The organism is Alteribacter lacisalsi, assembly GCF_003226345.1.
Lineage (GTDB): Bacteria > Bacillota > Bacilli > Bacillales > Salisediminibacteriaceae > Alteribacter > Alteribacter lacisalsi.
In genome coordinates this window covers 585,115-600,718 of sequence record NZ_PDOF01000003.1, presented here as the reverse complement: position 1 = coordinate 600,718, position 15,604 = coordinate 585,115, and the positions used below count along the sequence as shown (strand labels likewise).

Annotated in this window: 16 protein-coding genes; 13 read left to right on the top strand and 3 right to left on the bottom strand. The window is 49.7% G+C overall.

Annotated elements, in window-relative coordinates; translation table 11 throughout:
* The first annotated feature begins 14 nt into the window (after positions 1–14).
* The 12 genes from CR205_RS17695 (at position 15) to CR205_RS17645 (ending at position 11,563) form a co-directional block, all read left to right on the top strand.
* On the top strand, positions 15–1,514 hold the full coding sequence (locus CR205_RS17695) for a circularly permuted type 2 ATP-grasp protein (RefSeq protein ID WP_407923580.1): 1,500 nt from the start codon (positions 15–17) through the stop codon (positions 1,512–1,514).
* On the top strand, positions 1,508–2,500 hold the full coding sequence (locus CR205_RS20615) for an alpha-E domain-containing protein (RefSeq protein WP_236634883.1): 993 nt from the start codon (positions 1,508–1,510) through the stop codon (positions 2,498–2,500). Before CR205_RS17695 ends, CR205_RS20615 begins: the two co-directional genes overlap by 7 nt.
* A 15-nt stretch (positions 2,501–2,515) precedes the next feature.
* Positions 2,516–3,367: a transglutaminase family protein gene (locus CR205_RS20610; protein WP_236634882.1), complete on the top strand. Its 852-nt coding sequence runs from the start codon at positions 2,516–2,518 to the stop codon at positions 3,365–3,367.
* Positions 3,368–3,423: 56 nt separating this feature from the next.
* Positions 3,424–3,921: a large conductance mechanosensitive channel protein MscL gene (gene mscL / locus CR205_RS17685; RefSeq protein WP_110521464.1), complete on the top strand. Its 498-nt coding sequence runs from the start codon at positions 3,424–3,426 to the stop codon at positions 3,919–3,921.
* A 144-nt stretch (positions 3,922–4,065) separates the two neighbouring features.
* Entirely contained in the window at positions 4,066–4,803 is a 738-nt protein-coding gene (gene pxpB, locus CR205_RS17680; RefSeq protein ID WP_110521463.1) for a 5-oxoprolinase subunit PxpB, read from the top strand.
* A complete protein-coding gene (locus tag CR205_RS17675) occupies positions 4,793–5,551 on the top strand; it encodes a LamB/YcsF family protein (protein WP_110521462.1) in 759 nt (252 codons plus the stop codon). Before pxpB ends, CR205_RS17675 begins: the two co-directional genes overlap by 11 nt.
* Positions 5,551–6,501, top strand: coding sequence for a 5-oxoprolinase subunit C family protein (locus tag CR205_RS17670; protein WP_110521461.1), 951 nt, complete (start codon positions 5,551–5,553; stop codon positions 6,499–6,501). The genes CR205_RS17675 and CR205_RS17670 overlap by 1 nt, the downstream gene beginning before the upstream one ends.
* A gap of 131 nt (positions 6,502–6,632) precedes the next feature.
* Positions 6,633–7,622, top strand: a complete 990-nt coding sequence (locus CR205_RS17665) for a nuclease-related domain-containing protein (protein WP_161524829.1) — start codon at positions 6,633–6,635, stop codon at positions 7,620–7,622.
* Between the two features lie 190 nt (positions 7,623–7,812).
* Positions 7,813–8,199 (top strand): RidA family protein, encoded by a 387-nt coding sequence (locus CR205_RS17660; RefSeq protein ID WP_110521459.1) that lies wholly within the window; start codon positions 7,813–7,815, stop codon positions 8,197–8,199.
* Positions 8,200–8,514: 315 nt separating this feature from the next.
* The gene (locus CR205_RS17655) at positions 8,515–8,715 is read left to right on the top strand and encodes a cold shock domain-containing protein (RefSeq protein ID WP_201745416.1); all 201 of its coding nucleotides are present in this window, start codon (positions 8,515–8,517) and stop codon (positions 8,713–8,715) included.
* A gap of 358 nt (positions 8,716–9,073) precedes the next feature.
* Complete coding sequence (locus tag CR205_RS17650) at positions 9,074–10,579, top strand: DEAD/DEAH box helicase (RefSeq protein ID WP_236634881.1); 1,506 nt, start codon at positions 9,074–9,076, stop codon at positions 10,577–10,579.
* A 138-nt stretch (positions 10,580–10,717) separates the two neighbouring features.
* The gene (locus tag CR205_RS17645; RefSeq protein WP_110521457.1) at positions 10,718–11,563 is read left to right on the top strand and encodes a DUF6544 family protein; all 846 of its coding nucleotides are present in this window, start codon (positions 10,718–10,720) and stop codon (positions 11,561–11,563) included.
* A gap of 47 nt (positions 11,564–11,610) precedes the next feature.
* Here CR205_RS17645 and CR205_RS17640 read toward each other — a convergent pair whose 3' ends face one another.
* A complete protein-coding gene (locus CR205_RS17640; protein WP_110521456.1) occupies positions 11,611–12,327 on the bottom strand; it encodes a 5-formyltetrahydrofolate cyclo-ligase in 717 nt (238 codons plus the stop codon).
* Between the two features lie 151 nt (positions 12,328–12,478).
* On the opposite strand from CR205_RS17640, the gene CR205_RS17635 reads away from it, so the two are divergent.
* The gene (locus CR205_RS17635) at positions 12,479–12,919 is read left to right on the top strand and encodes a hypothetical protein (RefSeq protein ID WP_110521455.1); all 441 of its coding nucleotides are present in this window, start codon (positions 12,479–12,481) and stop codon (positions 12,917–12,919) included.
* A 111-nt stretch (positions 12,920–13,030) separates the two neighbouring features.
* Here CR205_RS17635 and CR205_RS17630 read toward each other — a convergent pair whose 3' ends face one another.
* Both CR205_RS17630 and CR205_RS17625 read right to left on the bottom strand, forming a co-directional pair.
* Entirely contained in the window at positions 13,031–14,230 is a 1,200-nt protein-coding gene (locus tag CR205_RS17630) for a GTP-binding protein (RefSeq protein WP_110521454.1), read from the bottom strand.
* Between the two features lie 77 nt (positions 14,231–14,307).
* On the bottom strand, positions 14,308–15,471 hold the full coding sequence (locus CR205_RS17625; RefSeq protein WP_110521453.1) for an FAD/NAD(P)-binding protein: 1,164 nt from the start codon (positions 15,469–15,471) through the stop codon (positions 14,308–14,310).
* Between the last annotated feature and the right edge of the window lie 133 nt (positions 15,472–15,604).

Sequence of the window (15,604 nt, the reverse complement as noted above, 5' to 3'; positions counted from 1 at the left end):
AGGTCTTTTCCGGCATGGATTACCAATACGTTTACCGGGAGGAGATGGACGGGGTGCTAAAGCAATACGATGCTAAAGCGTTTTACGATGAGATGATGAAGGAAAATGGTCACCCGAAGTCACATTACCAGCAGTTTCATTCGATTCTGAATCAATTTTCAGTCGAGGATCTGCACGAAAAAAATGAAACCGCACAGCTCAGTTTTTTAAGACAGGGCATTACTTTCACGGTTTACAGCGATAAGACCGGCACGGAGCGGACGATGCCGTTTGATTTTATCCCTGTCATTATTCCGCCCAAACAGTGGGAAAAGATTGAAAAGGGGATGAAGCAGCGTGTAAAAGCCCTCAACCTTTTCCTGGAGGATATTTACGACGGCCAGCAGATCGTCAAGGATGGGATTATTCCTTCCGATTTGATCGAGGAGAACCCGTATTACTACAGGGAGCAGGCGTCAGGCCTTGAGATCCCGCACAAGAATCACATTTTCCTGGCCGGGATTGATCTGATCCGTGATGAAAACGGGGAATACCGCGTTCTTGAAGATAATCTGCGCAATCCGTCCGGCATGTCCTACGTTTTCCAGAACCGGTTTGTCATGCGCCGTGTATTTCCTGAATTTTTCAACAGTCATGAAATCTGTACGCTCGAACACCAGCTTTCCCATCTCCATGAGGCATTAAAAAGCCACGTACCCGTCAACAGTAAAGCGAAGGAAAACCCGACTGCGATCCTTCTGACACCTGGTATATACAACTCTGCCTATTACGATCACGTTTTTCTTGCACAGCAAATGGGCATCGAACTCGTTGAGGGACGTGATCTGATTGTAAAAGACGATGTGGTATATATGAAGACGATCCGAGGCCTTCAACGGGTGGATATTATTTACCGCAGAATTGATGATGAATTTCTTGATCCTGAAGCCTTTAATCCCGAGTCCCTTCTCGGTGTGCCCGGTCTTCTGAGAGCCTACCGGAAAGGCAATGTCGCCGTTCTGAACGGCATCGGCAACGGTGTGGCTGATGATAAGGCGATGTATGCCTATGTCCCTGACATGATCAGGTATTATCTGAAGGAAGAGCCGCTCATTAAAAACGTGGAAACGTACTTCCTCCGTGATAAGGAAGCAAGGGAATACGTACTTGAAAACCTTGAAAAGCTTGTTGTGAAAAACGTTGGTTCATCAGGCGGCTATGATATGCTGATTGGTCCCCACGCCACGCAGGCGGAGATCGAATTGTTCCGGGAAAAAATTATCCAGGAACCGCATCAGTACATTGCCCAGCCGACCATCAGACTCTCACGAGCACCGGCATTTCAGAAAAACCGTTTCTATCCGTGCCACGTGGATCTCCGGGTGTACGTGATGGGTGGAAAAGAACACAGAGTACTTCCCGGAGGCCTTTCCCGTGTCGCGCTGAAGGAAGGATCCCTTGTGGTCAACTCTTCACAGGGCGGCGGCGGAAAAGACACATGGGTACTGAGAAAAAGAGGTGAGGAACCATGTTAAGCCGTGTAGCTGATTCTCTTTACTGGATGGCGAGAAATATCGAGCGGGCCGAGAACAATTCCCGCGTACTCAGCGCCAGACTGATTAATATGCTCGAAGCATCCGATTCGGATGCGATAGCGGAACGGGACTGGGAAGAAGTTATTGAAATCTGTTCTTCCTTTGCAGATTATGAGAAGGAATATTCCACTTTTCATCCCGATACGATTGTGCAGTACCTTGCGTTTCAGGAAAACAACCTGAATTCCCTGTCCAACTGCATCAGCAACGCCCGCTATAATGCCAAGTCCACTCGTGAAATTATTCCCCATGAGCTGTGGGAGTGCTTAAATGAATGCTACTGGAATAGTATCGATGTAGACCGGCAATATTGGAATCTGAAAGAGGTGGACCAACTCCTCAGACAAATTAAACTCGCGTCCTTTACATCCCAGGGTGTAATTGAATCCTCTATGATGAGAGACGAGACGTATGCCTTTATTCAGATCGGCAAATGGCTTGAGCGTGCGGAGAAAACAGCCCGCATTTTAAACGTTATGTGTGAAAAATCCATGCGTGAAGCAGAGAATGATAACGCGGACCATCATTACTATTACTGGCTGGCGGCCCTTCAGTTCGTGAACGGGCACGATGCCTACCTGAAAAAGAATCCGCCTGCGATTACCGCAAGATCCGTTCTGCAGTTCCTGATTTCCGACCCGACGTTCCCGCGCTCAATCAGTTACTGCGTGAATCACGTATGGGATACGGTAAAGGAAATTGAAGGCGGAAAGGTCTCCCATTATTCCGAAGAGCTGTTTGATGCTCTCGAGCGGGTGAAAATTGAATTTGACGACGTCATAATCAACGATCTTAAAATGGAAGAACTTGGCGAATTCCTCGACCAGTTCCAGAACTACTGCAACGAAATTGGGGCAATTTTCTCCAAAACCTACTATCTCGTGGAGCCGGAGCCGGCTGCCACTATGAGCCAGCATCAGACTTGAGAGGGGAAGACGGGTATGAAATACCGCATTGAGCATATTAACGAATTCCATTACGAGACGCCTGTGGATCAGAGTATGAACCACATACGCCTGAAGCCGAGAACTGATGAGTGCCAACGGCTTCTTTCCTATCGTTCCGAGATCAATCCGTCATCATTAACGAAAGAACACGGCGATCTTTGGGGAAACACGGTGGAAACCTTTTTTATACCCGAAGTCCATGAACATCTCGAGGTAAAAACCACCTCGGTCGTGAGTATTCAGCGAAGCCCGTTTATTCGGATGATGCAGTATTCGCCCGAGATGCGGAATATTTATCATTCCGATCTCTTTCGTAAACACTATCTTGCTTATTTAAACGACACCCCGTACACGTATATGTTCCGTGATCAGATTGATGAAGTGGTCAGGGAGATCGGGGATAACCTGAATCCGGTGCAGTTCTCCCTCGATGTGATGCGGTACATTCACGACCGTTTTACGTATCAGGGTAACGTGACGACTGTGAATACGAAGGCGCACGAAGCATTTCCGATGAAAACAGGCGTTTGTCAGGATTTCACACACATCATGCTCGGGATTCTGAGGGCTCACCTGATCCCGGCTCGTTATGTGAGCGGTTATCTCTACGTTGGGGAAGATTCTGCCCTGATCGGGGATTCGGCTACTCATGCCTGGGTCGAGGTGATGGTACCGGGGATCGGCTGGTGCGGTCTTGATCCGACCAATAACGTGGAAGCTTTGGAGAATCACATCCGTGTCGGAACAGGACGGGATTATTCGGATCTCAGCCCGCTCCAGGGTGTCTACCGGGGCGGCAAACATTCCCTGACTGTAAAAGTGAAATGCACCCTTCTTGATTCTTAAAATATTCATAATCACCGCTGGTGGACATACCTTTTAAACGTAAGGAGGTGCCCGCGGTGTTTTTAAAAGGTCTGAAGGAATTTGCTACACGTGGAACGATCGTTGATATGGGGATCGGTATCATTATCGGTGCTGCCTTCGGAAAAGTGGTCAGTTCGTTTGTTTCCGACATCATCATGCCTCCTGTAGGCCTTGTACTGGGCAGAGTTGATTTTTCGAACCTGTATGTGAACCTTTCCGGCGGTCAGTTCCGGTCGCTTGCAGAAGCCCAGGAAGCCGGGGCGGCAACGATTAACTATGGTGTGTTTATCGAGACGATTCTGCACTTTAGCATCATCGCAGGGGCAGCCTATTTTATTATTCTGCAGATGAACCGGCTTAAACGGCTTCCCAAAGAAGCTTCACAGCAGAAAACATGTCCATACTGTTTTTCGGACATTTCCCAGCGTGCCGTCCGATGCCCGAAATGTACCAGTGCGATTAAACAGAATGAGCATGAAGATGACATTCGCACCGACCGCAGCCTGCGTGTTACGATCAGGCAACATCAATAAGGAAGCATACAGCCGGATCCTGAGAGGGATTTCCGGTTTTTTGCGTTATTATGTTTTTCGGACGATTTGTTATAATAAAAAGCGGATATTAGAGGAGTATATGCCAATTGAAAAGCGAAGCAACTTCAAAAGGAGGAGGCTTACATGACGCAGATTCAATCTTTTAAGCCGGTGGGGGAGAAAGCAATCCGCATCGGATTCGATGAAAAAATATCAGAACAGACCAACCGCTACATCCGTGCACTCTGCAAGGTGATCGGCGACAACGTTCACCCTGCTGTAACAGAGTGGGTGCCGGCGTATGCCTCGCTGACTGTATATTACAAGCCGGAAACAGCCGGCTACGATGAAATGACGGCATTCTTAAAGGAGTGCGAAAAGCAGGTGCAAAACGAAGAAACGGGTGAAGGCCGGATTATTCACATACCCGTGTTTTATGGCAGCGAAGGTGGACCGGACCTTGAGGATTTAGCCTCCCATAACGAAATGGACAAGGAAGAGGTGATCCGTCTTCACAGCGAGCCGGATTATCTCGTCTACATGCTCGGATTTAACCCGGGCTTTCCTTATCTGGGCGGTCTTTCGGAAAAACTTCATACCCCAAGAAGAGACAATCCGCGCCAGAAGGTTCCTGCAGGCTCCGTTGGGATCGCGGGGGAGCAGACAGGCATTTACCCGCTCGATTCCCCTGGCGGCTGGCAGCTGGTCGGGCATACGCCGGTAAAGCTGTTTGACCAGGAGCAGGCGGATCCATTCCTTCTGCAGGCAGGGGACCGGATCCGTTTTAAACCGGTCGACGAAAAAGAGTACAAAGACCTCTGCCGCCGTGCGGAGGGAGGAGAACAGATCGTACACATTGAGGAGGGAGAACATGCGCATTGATTTGAACAGTGACCTAGGAGAAAGCTTCGGTAATTATACAATCGGGCAGGACCCGGAAGTACTCAAGCTTGTGAGCTCGGCCAATATTGCCTGTGGGTATCACGCAGGCGATCATAACGTGATGCGGGCTACGGTAAAACTTGCAGCGGCGTCCGGCACCGGGCTCGGTGCACATCCGGGACTGCCGGATCTCGGCGGCTTTGGCCGGAGGTATATTGAAGTGGAGCCCGAGGATGTCTATAACATGGTCGTGTATCAGATTGGGGCACTGAACGCCTTTGTTCAGCTTGAAGGAGAGCGCCTCCAGCACGTCAAGCCGCACGGCGCCCTGTTTAACATGGCAGCAAAAAACCGTGTCACAGCTGATGCAATTGCACGAGCTGTACGGGATGTAGACGACTCGCTCATCCTTTTCGGCCTGGCAGGAAGCGAACTGGTGAAAGCGGGCAAGGAACACGGGCTTAAAATGGCCCAGGAGGTGTTTGCCGACCGCTCCTACCAGCCTGATGGCACCCTGACTCCGCGGACAGAAGCCGGATCGGTAATAGAAGACGAGGCTGAAGTGACAGAACGGGTATTGAAAATGATTAAAAACGGGGTAGTCACAGCGGTTGATGGAACAGAAATTCCGATTGAACCGGATACAATCTGTGTACACGGTGACGGACCAAAAGCCCTTGCCTTTGTGCAGAATCTCCGTACAAGCCTCCAGGAAGCCGGTGTGGAAATCAGGAAGGTGGGAGACTGATGAGTTTTACAGTTGAGAAAGCGGGTCTTTTAACAACAGTGCAGGACCGCGGCCGCCTCGGCTATCAGCAGTTTGGACTCAGTCCTGCCGGAGCCATGGACGAGTATGCGATGCAGATGGCAAATGTACTGGTCGGGAATGCCAGAAACGAGGCTGTCATTGAGGTAACCATAATGGGTCCGGTACTGAAAGTGGAAAAAGATCTTGTACTTGCTTTTACAGGAGCGAATCTGCAGCCGGAAATTGACGGTGAAACGGTGCCAACGTGGAAAAGCTACCTTGTGAGAGAAGGAAGCAAGGTGAGCTTCGGCCGCCCGGTAAACGGCGCCCGCCTGTACATCAGCGTACGCGGCGGCATTGAAGTGCCCGAAGTGATGGGCAGCAAAAGCACATATCTGAAGGCCGGCATCGGCGGGTTTGAAGGCAGGGAACTGCGCAAAGGGGACACAGTCAAGGCTGGAGAAGAGGCGAATGACCTTGAGCTTCACTCCGGCCGCCGGGTTGCCGCCGAACACATTCCCCAGTACGACCGGGAAGTGGAAGTCCGGGCCATACCGGGTCCCCAGGATGACAGTTTTGATGACGAGTCACTGGACCGGTTCTTTTCTGAGTTCTACGAAGTGAGCCACCAGTCTGACAGAATGGGATACCGCCTTCAGGGGGAGACACCGCTGACACACAAAAATGGCGCCGACATTCTGAGCGACGCGATTGCCTTTGGTTCTGTGCAGGTACCGGGGGACGGACAGCCGATCATCCTCATGGCCGACCGCCAGACGACAGGCGGCTACACAAAAATTGCCACGGTAATCGGAGCCGACCTATGGAAGGTTGCCCAGCTGCCGCCCGGCGGAAAAATCCGGTTTATAAAATCGGATGTGCGGGAAGCCCAGCGCCTCTGGAAGGAGCAGGAGGACATTCTCGTGCAGGTCGCCTCTTACGGGAGGTAATGACAGCTATTTTGGCCCCGCCTTCCTTTGGGAGGCGGGGATTTTTCAGTGAAAAGGCTGAGAGGATTTCTTAACTCTTTGTCGAATTGAAGCAAGGCAGATTTTTATCCTTCCCCGAAAGGAGTTTCCTCTTGATCGTTAAACCACTTAAACGCCCCGTTATTATTGACCAGCTCGAAGCCCTTTCCCGCCGCCTTCCGCCCCGCCACCCACGTTACGGTAAAATTGTGAACGACCTGGGAGGTTACCGATCAGGTTATGCCGGTGAGAAGCACCTCCTGTACACGCTCCGTTCTTTTGCCGAACGGCCGGACCTCAACTTTCTCCACAATGTCAGACTCCTTCAGTACGGATACCACTTTGAAACAGACCTCATGATTCTCTCCAGGCATCAGCACATTTTTCTCGAATCAAAGAACTTTAAAGGACGGCTTGAGTTCGATGGGGAAACCGGTCAGTTCACACGGGTGGACGCTGATACCGGGGAACGCCAGGTGTTCAGGCAGCCACTTCTGCAGGTACAGAGTCACCGGGATGATTTTACGGGGTGGCTTGTAAAGCAGAAGTTATCTGCCGAAGTCCCGATTGAGGCGTATGCCGTGCTGACCCACTCCCAGGCTTTTCTTGATCCAGCCTCCATGGATAAATCGATGGCTGGCCGCTTATTCCGCTCGGAAGTCCTGCCTCAGCGCATTCAGAAGCTGCTCGGGCAAAAGACTGGTGTGTGCCTGACTGACGTGCAGCTCCAGGCCATCTGTGACCGCATTCTTCTGATGGATAGGCCTTTAAAAAGAAATGTTCTCAGCACATACGGCATTCCCCAGTCTGACCTCATAACCGGTGTCCGCTGCCCCGCATGTTCACAGATCCCTATGCTGAAAAGGAAAACAAAGTGGTGTTGCGGGAGATGCGGTTTTACAGGCAACTCTGAGACAGTGCTACCGCCAACCATGAGAGATTATGCGCTGATTGTATCGGAATATTTGACTAAGAAACAGTTTATGAACTTCTGTCATATGGAAAATGGGCCTCAGGCCAGCTATTATTTGAGGAAGCAGAGGCTTCAGATGAAAGGTGGCACGAAAGGGGCGGTATATTGCCTCAGTGATTTGCTCAAGTAAAAGTAAGATTACGCAAATAATTACAGGATTATTTAATTAACGTCAGGATTATTTAATTATCGTGAGAATTATGTAATCCCTCATCATATTTATGGAATCCGCCCATTTATATGGAAATCGTTTGCTGCTTCATTAACCCGTGATAAAATAAACCCATCACAATCCCGAATTCCAAGAGGAGGATACCACTATGACCAGAAAAACCGAGCCGGTAGCAACCGCGAACGCACCGGGTGCGATCGGCCCTTATTCCCAGGGCATTACAATTAACGGACTTGTTTACACGTCCGGCCAGATCGGCCTCGACCCGGAAACAGGGGAGATGGCTGATGGAGTGGAAGCGCAGACGCACCAGGTAATGAAAAATGTTGAAGCCGTTCTTCAGGCAGGCGGCAGCAGCCTGAAACACGCCGTCAAACTGACCATCTTTCTTCAGAACATGGATGACTTTGCGAAAGTAAACGAGATTTATGCGTCTTACCTGGAAGAGCCGTATCCGTCCAGAAGTGCGGTTGAGGTCGCTAAGCTGCCTAAAGGAGCGCTTATTGAGATTGAAGCTATAGGAGTGCAGGAATAGTCCGCCCCCCCCCCCCATACGCGGCCTCGGCATGAACAACCTGCGATAAGCCAGCCATCCCCTTAGTCACACAGACGACCGGGAGGAAGTCATAAAGAGAGCACTCACAAATCCTTCCTGACGAATGGGCACAAAGTGGCAATACGCACTTTTACCCTTGTGTAATTTGCTTTTCCCGTACCTGCATGATATAGTAAAGAGGATTGAAAATCTTGAACATCGAAAAACATTTTTTCCGGCCTCTTAAGGATTTTGGAAATATGGTTTTACGGTATTCAGTTTTCACGAATTTTCTTTTCTCTAAAGGAGGCCGTCATTATGACAGGTAAAGTAAAATGGTTTAACTCAGAAAAAGGTTTCGGTTTCATCGAGCGTGAAGACGGAGACGACGTTTTCGTACACTTCTCTGCGATCAATGCTGAAGGTTTCAAAACTCTTGAAGAAGGTCAAGAAGTTGAATTTGAAATCGTTGAAGGCGACCGCGGTCCACAAGCAGCAAACGTTGTACGTCTGTAATCCAACTCGATTCCTATAGGAATGAACGGGCATATTCCAACGTATCAGGGATATGCCCTTTTTAATGCCATTTTCTTATCCGCGTATTTATCGGCTCTTAACGAATAAAATCCCGGTATGAACCGGGTTTTCTTTATGCCTCTGAAATGTTAATAAAAAACAGATTAGATCTCGCTCAATTGAGCATAACTGATGATATAGCTTCTTCAAATGAGAAGAGTATGATATACATTCGGCGAAAGTGCGCTGTGATGTGCCAAACCATCAGGGTGACCGGAGATTTAATCGTGCCCGTATTGAAGGCAAATCATGCAGCTGAGAGCCACCAAAATTGAAACAAAAAAGGAGTTCGGTTTTTTTGACAGTATTTGCAGATTTAGATATTCATCCACTATTACTCAAATCACTAGACCAGATGGGGTTTGAGGAGCCTACCCCGATCCAGAAGGATGTTCTTCCGATTGCCAAGACAGGCAAGGACGTGATCGGCCAGGCCCAGACAGGAACAGGGAAAACAGCCGCTTTTGGTATTCCCCTTATTGAAAAAATGGAGCAGGAGACGCGTCTTCCACAGGGGATCGTCCTTGCACCGACACGTGAGCTTGCCATTCAGGTTGCAGAAGAGCTTAACAAAATCGGACGCTACAGCAGTGTCCGCGCTCTTCCAATCTACGGCGGCCAGGAAATTGGACGTCAGATCCGTGCGCTGAAGAACCGCCCGCAGATTATCGTGGCTACACCAGGACGTCTTCAGGACCACATGCGCCGCGGCACGATCAAACTCTCTGACATCAACACAGTTGTGCTTGATGAAGCAGACGAAATGCTCAGCATGGGCTTTGTGGAAGAGATCGAGGAGATTCTTGAGTCGGTTCCTGACAACCGCCAGACGCTTCTGTTCTCTGCAACAATGCCTCCGCGCCTGCAATCCATCCTGAACAAATATATGAACGATCCGGCACAAGTGAAAGTAAAAGCAAAGGAAATGACTGTAGCGAACATCGACCAGCGTTATGTGGAAGTTCATGAGCGCCAGAAGTTCGATACGCTCTGCCGTCTCATTGACATTCACTCTCCTGAGCTGGCGATCGTGTTCGGCCGTACGAAGCGCCGTGTTGATGAGCTTGCCGACGCTCTTTTCCAGCGTGGTTACGAAGTGGAAGGGATTCATGGTGACCTTCCGCAGAACAAGCGTGATAAAGTCATCCAGAAATTTAAGTCAAAGCGCATTGAAATTCTTGTTGCGACAGACGTGGCTGCCCGCGGTCTTGACGTAAGCGGCGTTTCCCACGTGTTTAACTTCGACCTTCCGCAGGATCCGGAGAGCTACGTGCACCGTATCGGCCGTACCGGACGTGCAGGGAAGCACGGTGTGGCGTTCTCATTCGTAACACCGCGTGAGAAGGAACACATCAACGTCATCGAAAAGACAACGAAAAAGAAAATGACGTTCGAAAAAGCACCAACCTTGAAAGATGCCAGCGAAGGACGTCAGCAGCAGGCTGCAGAGCAGCTTACGGAAGTCATTGAGAATGAGGAATTCGCCTCTCTTACTGAGAAAGCGGAAGAGCTTCTCGGTTCCTACGATGCCGTAACACTTGTCTCGGCGGCACTGAAACTGGCGAGCAAGGAGCCTGGAAAAGAAGTATCGATCAACCTTACGAGCGAGCCGCCGGTCCGGATTAAGCACGGCAAAGGACCAAAAGGCGGAGGCGGATATAAAGGCAAAGGCGGATACCGCGGAGGCGGAAAGCCACGCAGTAACGACCGCAGAGGCCGTCCGGGCAGCAGCGATAACCGCCGCAGCCGTCCTGAAGGAAAGAAAAAAGATTTCGCTTTTGCAGCAAAACGCCGTAAAGGCTAAAAGGCTAAAAAATGAGAAGTCCGTGTCCATTAGGGGCACCGGGCTTCTCTTTATGTCCGCCTTAGACCAGAGGTGATTTTTTTCATCGTAAAAAGGGTATAAGAAGAAAAGCATTCAAAAAAGAGAGAGGGATTACCTTTGACCGAACAGATTCTTTCTGATATTGTCGTCGTCATCGTTGTACTGGGAGTTCTGTCGCTTGGCGTGCTGTTAATCAGCAACTGGGTGTTTCTGAACCGCTTCAGAGAAGACGTTCTGTATATGAAAATGGAAGACAACGAAGAGGTGTACAAGGGAGAAGGAGAAGTCCCGCCTCTGATTGATACCTACCTGAGAAAGATTAAGGCGGCAGAGGAAGCCGATCTTACTGAAGCCTTTGTCACCTATGAGGGCTTCCGGCGGATGAAGCCGGAAGAAAAGTGGTCCCTGATTAAGGGAGAGCAGTTTTTCCGGACAGATAAGCCCGGTTTTGTCTGGATGGGATTTTCAAGAATAAATGCGGTGGTTCGTATGAATACGATTGAAAAACTGACAGATCAGACCGGTACACACATTACCAGACTTTGGTCTGTATTTCCGGTTAACCGGACAGGAGGAGAAAGTGTCCGCCAAGGGCTTCTTGTACGCTATGCAGGGGAACTTGTTCTCTGTCCCCAGGCGTTTATTCACAATCCTTCTGTCACCCTTGAACAGACGGGCGAGAGGGAAGTGACGGCACTGGTGAAAAGCGGACAGGAGGAGGGAACCATTGTGTTCACCTTCAGCGAATCAGGTCTGCCTGAATCGGCTCATGCCGCCAACCGCCACCGGGGTGATGAGACAGAAGCGTGGCAAATCGCCTACTCTGACTACCGTGAGACGGCAAGCGGCGTTACCGTACCTCATCAGCTCGACAGCACGTGGAAACTCCAGAGCGGCGATTTTCACGATTCTTCGATTCGGATCAAGACCGTTCATTATGAGGAATCCAACTATAAAGAATAGACAAAAGCCCGTATTCTCAAATCAAGAGTACGGGCTTTTCTGTTCAGTTACGCTTTCGTAATCCGCCGTATTTCCTCAAGTACAGGCATGGCTTCCATCTCTTCGTCTGTCACACGGGTCCAGTCAATGCCTGATGGTTTATCATAGGGCGAGCGGGTCGCAAAGCATTCCTTTTCCGTCGCAATGTAATCTGCCGTCAGATCGTATTGGTCTCTTGGAATGTCGTCTTCCACGAGCTGGACACTGTTTACGGTTCCGACCACAGGAATTTCCGGATTGCCGAGCTCACGAAGGATGGCATACTCCCGGTCAGCAAAGCCTGCCCCTTTTCCAAGCCTGCGGCCGTCCCGGTGAAGGGCGACCGACCCCACGACCAGCAGATCGATCCGGGGAAGATCTTTAAGGGGCACAACTTGTCCATAGCTGTTCATATGCTTCAGACTGGCCGCTTTTTTTTCCTCTCCCGGCGGCACGGCAGCCGGATCAATCCGCACAAAGCCGTCCTTGAGCCGAGGCGTTGGTATGAGAAGCGTCTTCCCGTCTTTTAGCACCTGGGCGCGGATTGGCAGCTGCGGGGAATCAGGGTTTACCTTCACAACTTTTGCCTCTTTATAGACTTCCAGTTCAAACACGTGCCTGGCAGCCGCTTCGGCACCTTTAAAATTCGGGATCCGGCCTCTAAGGGGAAAAGGAAACCGGCCGACTTTTTCCTGTTCCATCGTATCCCAGACCCGCTCCCGGATCGTCTGTTTCGTCTCTGTCATAAAAAAGAACCAGCTCCTGTCCTCGTTCTGTCTCCTCCCAGTATAGCCGAGATGGCAGCAGTTTTAAAAAAGCACACACTCAGAGTGTCAAATGCGAGCTGTCCTGTATGTTACGGTAGAAATAAACATCTGAGTTTGGAGGCGGCGAGGTGTGAAAATCAAATACAGAACGAGGGGAGCGTGGATCCTGTCAGGTGTGATGATGGCAGCGGTATTAAACATGATCCAGTTCCCTTTATCCACTGATTTCCCTCTGTTTATCCGTTCATTGATTGGAATGAATGTCATTATAGGATCATTCCTGTCGGCCGCGTACTTATCCATCACAAAAATCGATTATATAAGAATGGAAGAGGGGGTTCTCTCTATTCATCGAGGTTTTCCCATGCAAAGAAAAAAGATTGGGAGTATCGACGTGAAAAAAGCCATCCTGGCAGAAGAGGCAATCATATTAATGTTAAGAGACGAGAGTAAGGTTGAACTCAAGTACAAATTTATTCATATGGATGATTTTGAAAAACTGAAAGAAGCAGTGAAACGGTTTACTGTAATCGAAGATCAGACGGATACTCAAGGCGGATCAGATTATTGAAGGGTGAGGCACGATTTTCTTCGTGCCTCAATCCCTTGTAATTAGTCAGCAGAACCCAACTGTTTCACGTGAAACGACAGAATCTCCGTCCCATACCTCAGAAGTTTTGTATCAGCTGCTCACACTTTCAGCCTGAAAAGCGGGAAGGGGGTCCGTAAAAGTGCTCCAGTCCTGTTTCATTTCTTTGTCAGTCAACAGACAACGATCGAGAGAATCGGTGACCTCGGCTTCATTCAAGTCAATTCCGATAAAAACAATCTCGTTGGCTCTGTCGCCAAACGGCTCTTCCCAACCTTCTTTAAGTTCAGGATCCTGGGTAAAAAGAGATTCCCGTTCTTCTTCAGTATACGAGGCCAGCCAGTCTCCCGCACCGGAAATTGTAATTGAGCCTCCTGCCTGGGAGAGAAGGCCGGCAAGATCGTTCCTTGTGGCTGCCCAGAAAAACCCTTTTGCGCGGATTACCTGTTCAGGCCAGTTTTCGAGCCATTCCATCAGCCGAGCCGGGTGGAAAGGGCGCCGTCTTCTGTATACGAAAGAAGAGATGCCGTATTCTTCTGTTTCCGGGACGTGCTCCTCGTTTAACTCTTTGATCCAGCCGGCACTGTGGCTTGCTTTCTCAAAATCGAATAGACCGGTATTGAGTACAAGTGACAAATCAACGGATCCAAACGCAGCGGAAACGATTCGTGCTCCGGGATTCAGCTTTGTCAAAACCGCCTGCAGGTGGGTCAGTTCCTCAGAAGGGACCTTATCCGCTTTGTTTACAACAATAACGTCAGCGAACTCGACCTGATCGGTCAAAAGATCCACCACATCACGATGGTCCGTTTCATCCACCCCTTCACCGCGGTCCACGAGGGTCTCCCCGCTGTTGTAATCGGTCCAGAACGAATAGGCATCAACAACAGTGACCATCGTATCGAGCCTTGTGATGGCAGTGAGATCAACACCCATTTCCTCATCCATGTACGTAAACGTCTGGGCGACTGGTACGGGCTCACTGATCCCGGTTGATTCAATCACAAGGTAATCGATATCGCCGGTTTCAATCAGCTTTTTAACTTCCAGGATCAGATCTTCGCGGAGGGTGCAGCAGATGCAGCCGTTTTGCATTTCCACAAGCTTTTCTTCCGTACGGGAAAAGCCGCCCTGGTCGATCAGATCACCATCAATATTGATTTCACTCATGTCATTGACAATGACAGCTACCTTCCGGTTCTCGCGGTTGTTGAGAATGTGATTTAAAAGTGTTGTTTTACCTGCGCCGAGAAAGCCGCTCAGCACAGTAACAGGAACTCGTTTTGTTGCCATGAAAAAAACTCCTTTATTTAGTCTGTTTTCATCGAAGCAGGAGAAGACCTGCCCCATCGATAAAATGTGCAGTTTGATCAGCAGTGCAGGTCGACAATCCGCTGTGCCCCACGCCTGGCACCTGAAATGTTTCTAGCTGCCGGTCCAAGAGCAAGTTCGGCTAATCCTCCGGTGACATACAGATGGTCGCACCATTCAAGGGAGTCAGGGACAGCGGGATAGCCGCAGCGGGCACATTGAAGGTTTTCGTCCTGAATAAGAGGAGCAAGCCAGTCCATTCCAGGGGGCTTCTGCTCAAAGCCGGTCGCAAGGATCACATTTTCTGTTTCATGATGGATGTTTTCGTCAGATAATACCAGTGAACCGCGGGAGTTTTCGGAAACAGTGGTTGTATTCATGGAGAGAAGTGTGACCTGCCTGTTTTTTTCAGCATGTTTCAGGGACCGGTAAAGATGTCGCGGGATCGACCCTTTATGCCGGGCAACCCGGATCATCCGGCGCCGCTTATCAAGATTTTTTACTTTTTGGAACGGGCCCATATGTTTCTGTCCCATCCAGCCGGGATCACTGTCAAATTCGTGAATACGAAAGGGGTGACGGTGAATCATGGTTACAGGGTTGGACTGGATTTTGCTCAGATGAAGACTCAAATGTGCCGCAGTGATGCCTCCCCCAATAACAGTAACAGGACCGCGAAGATTGGCAGGATTACAGCCGCTGTCAAACACATGAAAAATGCTTCTGGGACGGTGGTTCTTTATCTCACGGGCCCAGTCCGGCCAGAAAGGCTGCTCACCAAGACCGATCGCAATGACCGTATGCTGAGTTGTTACGATTTCTCCCGAATCCAGGGCCAGCTGCCATGCACCATTTTGCTTTTTCACGCCGGACACACGCCCCTGTTTCCAAGAAGCCTCAAGTCCAAGGCTGGTAAACTGGGCACTGGAATGATTATTAAATAAATCGAGCCGCGGCTTTTTCTGCCTGCCTGTAAACGGGCTGGCATACTTTTCGCTACTGGCGTAATGATCAAGTGAGAAGGGGGAGGGGGACAGGTGATGAACAAAGGGCGAACGGAGGTAAGTCATGCCGATTTTTCCCGTGCAGTGCTTCCAGTTCTCCATTGGTGATGGGTGGGGATCGATAATCAGGATATTCTCTGGAGAGACGTTGCCTTTTTCAACAAGATAGCACGCGAGTGTGCAGCCCTGAATGCCGCCCCCAATGATGGTCCATTCCATATTGACCGCCTCCTGTATAAATATTAAATCGTAATGACTTCGATCGTAATAGTTACGATTTATAGTGTAGACAATTTTTCTTGTGAAGGCAAGAGGTTTTTCCAACTTCCTGTGTGTACACGGAGGAAAAGGG

What these genes read in the sequence shown, in the direction of transcription:
- CR205_RS17695 (WP_407923580.1), top strand. Translation starts at nt 15, where the DNA reads ATGGATTACCAATACGTTTACCGGGAGGAGATGGACGGGGTGCTAAAG.
- CR205_RS17630 (WP_110521454.1), bottom strand. Translation starts at nt 14,230, where the DNA reads ATGGCAACAAAACGAGTTCCTGTTACTGTGCTGAGCGGCTTTCTCGGC.
- CR205_RS17640 (WP_110521456.1), bottom strand. Translation starts at nt 12,327, where the DNA reads ATGACAGAGACGAAACAGACGATCCGGGAGCGGGTCTGGGATACGATG.
- CR205_RS20610 (WP_236634882.1), top strand. Translation starts at nt 2,516, where the DNA reads ATGAAATACCGCATTGAGCATATTAACGAATTCCATTACGAGACGCCT.
- pxpB (WP_110521463.1), top strand. Translation starts at nt 4,066, where the DNA reads ATGACGCAGATTCAATCTTTTAAGCCGGTGGGGGAGAAAGCAATCCGC.
- CR205_RS17660 (WP_110521459.1), top strand. Translation starts at nt 7,813, where the DNA reads ATGACCAGAAAAACCGAGCCGGTAGCAACCGCGAACGCACCGGGTGCG.
- CR205_RS17675 (WP_110521462.1), top strand. Translation starts at nt 4,793, where the DNA reads ATGCGCATTGATTTGAACAGTGACCTAGGAGAAAGCTTCGGTAATTAT.
- CR205_RS17625 (WP_110521453.1), bottom strand. Translation starts at nt 15,471, where the DNA reads ATGGAATGGACCATCATTGGGGGCGGCATTCAGGGCTGCACACTCGCG.
- CR205_RS20615 (WP_236634883.1), top strand. Translation starts at nt 1,508, where the DNA reads ATGTTAAGCCGTGTAGCTGATTCTCTTTACTGGATGGCGAGAAATATC.
- CR205_RS17670 (WP_110521461.1), top strand. Translation starts at nt 5,551, where the DNA reads ATGAGTTTTACAGTTGAGAAAGCGGGTCTTTTAACAACAGTGCAGGAC.